The sequence below is a fragment of the Microcystis sp. M165S2 genome, from assembly GCF_020245885.1.
Classification (GTDB): domain Bacteria; phylum Cyanobacteriota; class Cyanobacteriia; order Cyanobacteriales; family Microcystaceae; genus Microcystis.
The window spans coordinates 1-7,804 of sequence record NZ_JADBTZ010000049.1; the positions used below are offsets into that span (position 1 = coordinate 1).

Genomic DNA, 7,804 nt, shown 5'->3' on the forward strand with positions numbered 1-7,804 from the left:
AAAGATGATTACGCTGGTCTATGCTAAGATGTGAGTAGTTCATTAGTTTGTCTGTTTGTTTTGAGCAATATCCGACTTTAACTGATGAGCTTTCCTCTGTCAAGCTTTTCAGGTGATGCACTTCAGACTTGAATCGGCGTTATTTTATCGTTTCTAGTGCTATTCATTGCACTAAAAATAATTTTTCACTGGTCAAGTCCACTAGATATCTTTCGAGGTATCCTAATTATCCTATTCTTCGGTTATTTCCCATCTATCTTAGCAATATTAGTGGGAAATACTCTTGATAATACAGATAGGTTTAACCCTATATTTCGCGTCATATTATCAAGCATTATTTTGATAGGCTTAACGGCGACTATCATTTTAGGGATAGTAATAAGAAATGCTCCTCGTGATCTACCTCCTGGCGCACAATCAGAGATTTCTAAGGCTTTCGAGAGGCTTCCAAGAGGTATATTTGTATTTTCTTGTCCTAAAGAAATGACTCTTGGAATATCTGAAAAATGTAAAGCTAGGATTGCAAATGAAGAGTTTTTATCAGCATTTCAACAACTTTTAAGGGAAGGATTGGATAAAGATATAAGTGAAAGAGAACTTCGATATGTTAGTCCCATAATGAATGTCAAACTAACATCTCAGAAGTTCCTGTCGTGGAAAGCCTTTGATATCAATCCACAAGAAGATGGTGGTAATCAACCAGTTATAGATCAAGACTTTACTAGTTGGGAGTGGGATGTAACTCCACAAGAATCAGGCAAAAAGAAGTTAAAGTTTATAGTGTCTGTCATAATTAGAATTCCTGGCTACCAAGAATTACTTCCAAAACGATATGAAGAAAATGAAATCGAGGTAGCCGTCAAGCATAATCCAATTTTCTCTTCGACTAATTTTGTAAAACATAACTGGAAGTACCTTGTGGCAATAGTCTTCTCTTCGTTAATTGCTTTTCTAATTGCCAAAAAACTTAAGATAATAGGAACAAGTATAGAAATAGGCAGCATAGGTGACATCGATCTAAAGAATAACGAGGGTGTCATAAACCTTCTTGCATCTAGCCAAAATATAAACAGTAGTTTTTCTAAAACATCTTTCGTTAGAAAAATGGTAGAAGGTTTACCTGATTCATCTAAAATAATGAAGGATTCACTAGAAAATTTACGCCAATTCATTCAGTATAATCCTAAGCTAAATAACGAGCAAAAAGAACAAGCCTTTGATGTAGTAAGAAGACTAATCGAGCTTTATATGGAGCAGGATAAGCCAAATATTCATGGCTGTGTTCTTACTGAAATGGACAAACTTAAGACAATAATAAGGAATGGTTCTAGTGTTGAAGCAGGATTTAAACTTGTAGATCAAATAGCATCCATGTTATTGAAGAGGTTGTAGATTGAATCCATGCGGAAGTTGCTTGATTGGTTGTGGATTGGTGCTTTATTTGAGTAGTGCGATCGCCTCGCCCGTAGGTTGGGTTGACGCAAGGAAACCCAACATCAATCAACTCATAACAGAGTGCGATGCCGAAGGCACTGCGTAGCAGCACGCCGATCTTATAGAGTGCGTTAACGAAGTGAACGCACCTTATCTAATGTTCAAAATCCGTGGGTTACGCTAACGCTAACACAGGCTACATCATATCGATCGCCAAGATTAAGTGCGATCGTTTATCTCCGTAGTCTGGGTTGACGGCAGGAAACCCAGCATTGCTTTTCTCTATCAACACTAACCAAAAGCGCGATCCCACCCAAAACACATCGACCCTTATTAGAAGCGGATAATTTCGATCGTGCATCGCGATCGTTGAAAACAGACATCAAATTCTCGAAAAAAGTTCGTTTGCCCAAGAATTAAGGGTATCTGAGAGGTTTTTGCCCAAGCAAAGGCTAGACGAACAGGTTCCAAATTCCCAATTTGAACATACACAAATAACCCTCGTGCTTCAACCCTTGCAAGATTTCCGGCCAATGGCAAGCGGACAGTTTGTTCCTCCCAAATTGCACCCAATTGCGGCCCGATGTCGTAAGGTAATAGATTGACCGTAGATCCGGTATCCAGCAGGGCATTCGCAGAAACAGAAAGGCCTGCATGACTCAGAGTGATGGGAATCGTGGGTAATGCTTCATCGTCGGAAAGGGGAAATTCGACTGTACTAGGCATGGGTAGATGCCTCTCGGTCATCCTGAATCATATGCATCAGAATATTGGCGGCTTCCGTGGCATCGTAGGGCGACCAAATCGGATACTCTGATGCGGAAAAGATAACCTGTAGTTCAGCATCCGGGATTTGTGCAGCTAGGAGTTTGAAGAGTGATAATTTGTCTGTCTGGCTCAGATTGTTGACCAGAAGAATTAACTCAGTGAGTGACATGGCTTAAACTTCTAGATATGCGAGAATAAATTGATCATAAGCGATCTGTGAGGTACGGTCTAACAATCCCGTTGCACACCGACCGTATCAGGTTGGTCGGTGCTGAGTAACAAGAACCACATCATGTCCAGCATCAATTAGAAATCTCGCAGTGATTGCGTAAACGTCTTGATCGAGAAGAAATTTCATTATTAAGCCGACACGAGTTTAATGTCTTCAGCCGCTACTAAAGCGATAGCATATTGCAGACAAGCACGAATGTCTTCAATTTGTAAATCAGGGTAATAATCCTGAATAATTATACTGAAAGAGAGTCCCTCATTTAGCAACTCAAGAACACTCTGCACAGTGATGCGCGTCCCTTCTATGCAGGGCTTCCCAAAATGAATTTGAGGGTTAACAGAAATTTTATACATTGTTGTCACCTAGTCGTAAGATGCCCTTATTTTAGATCACATTGCACAAAAAAAGCCGTATAACAAGTCGCTGCACCGGAACGCCGTCATTTGGTTGGTTGAGTGCGATCGCCGATCTTGTAGGGTGCGTTATGGCGAATTATTAATTTTAGTTTTTTGACTAAATTGATAGCCGCCTAACGCACCCTACTGGTTTGTTTCAGCTAAAATAGGGCAATAGATTTCGGCTTAAAGTCTTAAATTATAGAATTTATAGCATTTTTCTAATACACCAAATTAACTGAAACAATCCACTACACTCTACTGAAACAATCCACTACTGAATATACAGCCCTAAGAGCAGAGATCCTTCAGGCTGATAATATTTGCCTATTACCTATTGGGTGTAGGCAGGTAAGTCTTGACTCATTTGATTTAAGTTGCTGGCAATGGCTTTCATCGTCATAAAAGCCGAGCTAAAGGCGATTAGCTCATTTAAGGGATAACTTCGACTCTCAACCCGCAAGCTCAGTAATTGCTTCTCAAGAGATTCAATTTCTTGGATGAGCAATCCTAACTTTGGTGGGTTGAGAATGACCTGGGCAGCGATCGCCTCAGCAATTTCATCAAAAGCGATCGCGGTTCGTTGTGCGGTCTCGCGTAGCGAGCGCGTTGCGACCGCTTGTAATTCAGGTAAAAACTTTTGTCGTATCGGTTCAGGAAGCGGTTGCTGTAGCACATCTTGTAAAGCATCCAGTTGAGCCCAGAGTTTTTGTTCGTAGCCGATGGAGAAATTCCAAAAATTTTGGTGTTTGGTTGCTAAAACTGTGGAAATTTGTTCGAGACTGGCAATCTTAACCGAGGCTGGATGTTTGGCAATCGCCACTGTAATTGCCTGCTTCAGTTGGGCGATATCTGACGGTGGTATCGTATCCTGAAAATAGCCTGACAGCAGTTTTTGATATAGCTGTCCCATTTTCTTAAAAGTCACAGAAAAATCTGTTTCCAGTTCGTTTGTAGCCGATTCTGTCATAAATACAGTGGTCAGCAACACCCCCAGAAACGCACCTACGGGAACTGAAATCAGTGCGGCCCGAATTCCTTGCTCGAAAAAAGGAAAAATATCCTTCCCGATGGCATCGGCTGCTACAATCGCACCGATGCGAGCGATCGGTGTAAACCCCAGCCAAGCACAACTGAAGTAGGCGAAAAAATAAGCCAGACTGCTACTAAAAGGATTATAACCAAAGGACTTGACCAACAGGTAAATACAGAGAATCGTCAAACTCAACGAAACAGTTGCCGCACAACCGATCGCGATCGCTCGACCCCGTGTCGGTTGAATGACAGTGACCACTGCACCTATTATCACAATATCTGCAACTTTTTCGTAAGCAGAAGGATAGGGAAACTCGATGTGACGAATAATAGCCAGTAACAAACCAATAACCACGCCAAGACTGACAATTTCTATCAGGCGTTTTAGGGATATAGGGACCCATTTGGGAAAGGTAATCAGGTGTCTTCGTCTGAAAGTTGCAGTTACTTTCGTTTTATCGATTATCCTGCCTCGTAATCCCTCGCATTGTTGGATAAATCGAGATACAAGTTGAATAAATTGATAAAACTGTAGTGATTCTTGAAGATCATACCGGTCAATTTCTCCACTTGTTCGGAGATGATCAAGTTTACACCCAATATTCGCTAAATCTTCTTCTAATTCTGTAAGGTAAGGGGTAGCTAAGATTTTTTTGGCGTTACTCAGATCGCTCAAGCTATCAAAGCTGTCGGTAAGATGAGTCGCCAATTGGTGAAATTCATCCCTGAACTGATGCACTAAATTTTGTTCCTGCTTTTCGCCCTTAAAAGCCATCAGATCAGCTAATTGTCGAGTCAATTGGTTCTGAATTGCCAAGATTTCACTCCAATTTTCTGCCACCAATATCTCACTACCGAATTCATGGGTTGCTTTTGTGAGTATTGAAAGGCTAGTTTGCGTTGATTTTTTAATCTGATTGAGTAAGTTAAGCTCGTTCTGCTCAATAGAAAGAGGATAATCCCGCTCGTCGACCTCAGTTTTTAGGTAGCGATCGAGGATTTTTTGGAACAAGCGCGGTATATCTTGAAGGATTCCCATCAAGTTCCGGTTGAGATCGGCTCGAGTATTCTGGGGCCAAAATAGTAAGGCGACAGCAATTCCGACAGCGATTCCGATCCAGTTATCGATGAGGCGCGATCGCAAATAGAGCCAGATATTTTGTTGTGCTGATGTTCCTACCACTCTCATGGCAATTAAAGCGCCCAGTAGTGTGGCTTGGGAATAAGCGGCTTGCCATCGGTAAGTTTCACAGATCAGGGCGGCTAAAATGTAGGTGAGAGAGGGAATGACAAAAAAACTTGAGCCTTGGATTCCGTAGGCGTTCACCAGGATAGCGGCAATGATTCCCCCCAAAGCACTTCCCCCCAAACGCCCCAAACCTGCGGAGATCGCACCTCCCATCGATGGCTCAATCAGTACAGATACATACCCAAAGACGGGATAGACAAAGTTGTCTAATACATTTCCTCGGTGCCAAAAGAAACTCGTTAAGAGAGCAGCACCCAGGGAAAACTTCAATCCCTGTCTGATCATTAGCTCGTTTTTACTGTCCAAGGTATCTCTATATCCTTTTTCGACTTACTCATTGTTACCCATTAATCGCTCGCTCAATCCCATATAAAATCAGTGCCAAAAACGTCACCAACCAAAACCAAAGCTGAGGAGGCTCACTATGGATCAAGATTACTAAGACAAACGCTGCGGCAATAATCCACCACTTAAACCACCAAGTCCACCATTGAGAACGTCTTTTCGGATTTTCCATATTAGGTTTAACCGTTTATTCCAGTCTTTGTTTCTTTAAGCTACTTGCGAGCGCAAGATTGTGGTTAACGTTGGTACACCCCTGTAATCCAGCGAAAAGCAGGGGTTATATAACTCACTAAAGAACGCTCTTCTACCACGGCATGGACATCTGCGGTAGTCCCGTTGGTAATTGTTTGGGGCGCTCCCTTGGCTTGGGTCCAGTAAAAACCACTCGGTGTATTGCGATCGACCTTCAGCGCTAAAGTGGCTTTGATAACACTTGCATTGACGGGTATAGGCTTATCGCGATCGTCTTCATCTCTACCCAGAAACAGCTTGCTGGCGAGTTCATTACTTCCGACTAGATTTGCCAGTTCTGCCACAGTTACCGGCTGCTGATCGACGGAAACGACCTTAGCGACGATACCCCCATAGCGTTCGCGATCATAGAGATCGGGAACGACTTCTACTTCCTTGCCCGGTTCTAATCGTTTGGCATCACCACTCTTAAACAATGCCACCACGCTGGTTTTGGCCTTTAGATTGGAGACTTCTAACGTACCGATGCGCCCCCCCGGAGCCAGGACTTCCCCTGGATTAACAGATAAGTCTAAAATCTGGCCGTTGTACAGACTCACTACATTTTTGTTGGCTTGAATAGTGGTTTTTAACGTATTAATCTCTCGTTGCTGGTCAGCGATCGCATTGTAACGAAGAATATCACTGCCTGTATCTTGGAGGTCTATTTGCCGTTTTTCTGTGTTTAGTATATTATTCTGTGCCGTCAATGCGTTCATCTGCGCTCGCAGGCTTTCATCAACCCCCTTAAGGCGGTCGAGTTCTATTTGGACGCGATTGATACTATTAGAAGCCTCTAGATTATTGAACTGAAATAAATAGGAGGGAAAATCTAGCTTGGCGACAGCCCCCTCTTCGATAAGTTTATCGTAGGCGGCTAGTCTTTCATCCGTTGAGTTCTGGAAATTTTTAAGGTATCGAGCATGGGAGAGATAGGCTTCTCGCTGTTTTTGATTACTGGATAATTGAACTTGAAGTGCTTTAATCTGAAGCTGATTCGCCTTTTGCTGGCGCTCTATTGAGGCTGCATTCAATTGGCGACGACTCACTTCAATAGAGTCAACTCTTTCATCCTGCTGCTTGAGATCTGCTAGTCTATCCTTTTTATCTTTTAATTCTGTTTCTAATTCGGGAAACTCTAAAGTTGCCAGTAATTGCCCTTTTTTGACAGAATCTCCGGGTTGAATCAGGAGGGTCAACACCCGCCCACCTTGACGGGGTTCGATATTAACAATAGAACGAGGAATCAAAATTACCGCTCGTCCCTGAACAGGAGTCGGAATCTTGCCAACTATCGCCCAATAACTCAGTCCTCCGAGCAAAAGACCCACAGGCATTAAGCGCAGGATTATCTCCCCTAATCTTCCTGTTGGCTCCGAATATTTAGACGTTTTTTCTGAATCAATTTTAGAATCAATTCCCGTTTTTATTTGATTATTATCCTGATGTTCTATCCTAGCCTGCGTTGTTTTCTTCGCACCCATATCTGGCTGCTGATAATTCTGATCAGACATAGATTCAGCTTGATTTTTTGCCATTGTACTGAAATGAGTAAAAATCACTTAATTTGTAACATTATAAACATTCAGAGGATATTACTTTAGATTAGGAAAATCCTCTGAAAAAATCGCTCAAGCTATTTTTGAGACAGGATGACTAGGGTACGTCGAAAGATTTACCGAAGGCTCAAACCTTTAAAATTTCCTGTAAGAAACCTAATAAAGTAGTACACTTGATGTGAGCTAAAACAACCTAATAGGCATCAAGTATTTGAGTCCAACACTCCCAATAGAGAGATAATCTATCGAACGAGGTTACACCAATCCAGCTTCTAACTTAGATAATAGAGAAAATTTCACTTTAACTTGAGAGAAATTCATTATGACAGCCACTATTGAAGACATTCGGGCAATACTAAAGCAATTAGCTCAATCCCAACAAGAGTTATCCCAAGCTCAAAAAGAAACGGATAAACAAATTAACAGGGTTAGTCAGCAGATTGGGGAGTTGGGCAATCGTTTAGGAGAGTTTGTCGAGTGGCAAGTACGTCCTGCGGTGGTGCGTCTGTTTCAGGAGCGGGGTATTGATGTCCATGAGTTTCACCCTGGTATTTCG

The 7,804-nt window shown here is 42.2% G+C and carries 8 protein-coding genes; 2 read left to right on the forward strand and 6 right to left on the reverse strand.

All coding sequences use genetic code 11. The features are described 5' to 3' along the window. The first annotated feature begins 270 nt into the window (after positions 1-270). Positions 271-1,392, forward strand: coding sequence for a hypothetical protein (locus IM479_RS02595; RefSeq protein ID WP_287684789.1), 1,122 nt, complete (start codon positions 271-273; stop codon positions 1,390-1,392). A gap of 375 nt (positions 1,393-1,767) precedes the next feature. Here the strand turns inward: IM479_RS02595 and IM479_RS02600 are convergent, their stop codons facing one another. From IM479_RS02600 to IM479_RS02625, 6 genes are all read right to left on the reverse strand, one after another. Continuing rightward, positions 1,768-2,160 carry a pepsin/retropepsin-like aspartic protease family protein gene (locus IM479_RS02600; RefSeq protein ID WP_002753443.1) on the reverse strand — a complete coding sequence of 131 codons (393 nt, stop codon included), beginning with the start codon at positions 2,158-2,160 and terminating at the stop codon, positions 1,768-1,770. Further along, positions 2,153-2,371 carry a hypothetical protein gene (locus tag IM479_RS02605; protein ID WP_002753442.1) on the reverse strand — a complete coding sequence of 73 codons (219 nt, stop codon included), beginning with the start codon at positions 2,369-2,371 and terminating at the stop codon, positions 2,153-2,155. Before IM479_RS02605 ends, IM479_RS02600 begins: the two co-directional genes overlap by 8 nt. A gap of 191 nt (positions 2,372-2,562) precedes the next feature. Further along, the gene (locus tag IM479_RS02610; protein WP_002753441.1) at positions 2,563-2,787 is read right to left on the reverse strand and encodes a DUF433 domain-containing protein; all 225 of its coding nucleotides are present in this window, start codon (positions 2,785-2,787) and stop codon (positions 2,563-2,565) included. Positions 2,788-3,163: 376 nt separating this feature from the next. Continuing rightward, positions 3,164-5,398, reverse strand: a complete 2,235-nt coding sequence (locus IM479_RS02615; protein ID WP_287711736.1) for an aromatic acid exporter family protein — start codon at positions 5,396-5,398, stop codon at positions 3,164-3,166. Between the two features lie 55 nt (positions 5,399-5,453). Continuing rightward, entirely contained in the window at positions 5,454-5,630 is a 177-nt protein-coding gene (locus IM479_RS02620) for a hypothetical protein (RefSeq protein WP_002735384.1), read from the reverse strand. Positions 5,631-5,694: 64 nt separating this feature from the next. Continuing rightward, a complete protein-coding gene (locus tag IM479_RS02625) occupies positions 5,695-7,227 on the reverse strand; it encodes an NHLP bacteriocin system secretion protein (RefSeq protein ID WP_353737556.1) in 1,533 nt (510 codons plus the stop codon). A gap of 343 nt (positions 7,228-7,570) precedes the next feature. On the opposite strand from IM479_RS02625, the gene IM479_RS02630 reads away from it, so the two are divergent. Then, the coding region (locus IM479_RS02630; RefSeq protein WP_287684793.1) for a DUF3782 domain-containing protein at positions 7,571-7,804 on the forward strand (234 nt) is incomplete at its 3' end.

Coding starts and splice junctions, on each gene's coding strand:
- IM479_RS02600 (WP_002753443.1), bottom strand. CDS start 2,160: ATGCCTAGTACAGTCGAATTTCCCCTTTCCGACGATGAAGCATTACCC.
- IM479_RS02605 (WP_002753442.1), bottom strand. CDS start 2,371: ATGTCACTCACTGAGTTAATTCTTCTGGTCAACAATCTGAGCCAGACA.
- IM479_RS02610 (WP_002753441.1), bottom strand. CDS start 2,787: ATGTATAAAATTTCTGTTAACCCTCAAATTCATTTTGGGAAGCCCTGC.
- IM479_RS02615 (WP_287711736.1), bottom strand. CDS start 5,398: ATGATCAGACAGGGATTGAAGTTTTCCCTGGGTGCTGCTCTCTTAACG.
- IM479_RS02620 (WP_002735384.1), bottom strand. CDS start 5,630: ATGGAAAATCCGAAAAGACGTTCTCAATGGTGGACTTGGTGGTTTAAG.
- IM479_RS02625 (WP_353737556.1), bottom strand. CDS start 7,227: ATGGCAAAAAATCAAGCTGAATCTATGTCTGATCAGAATTATCAGCAG.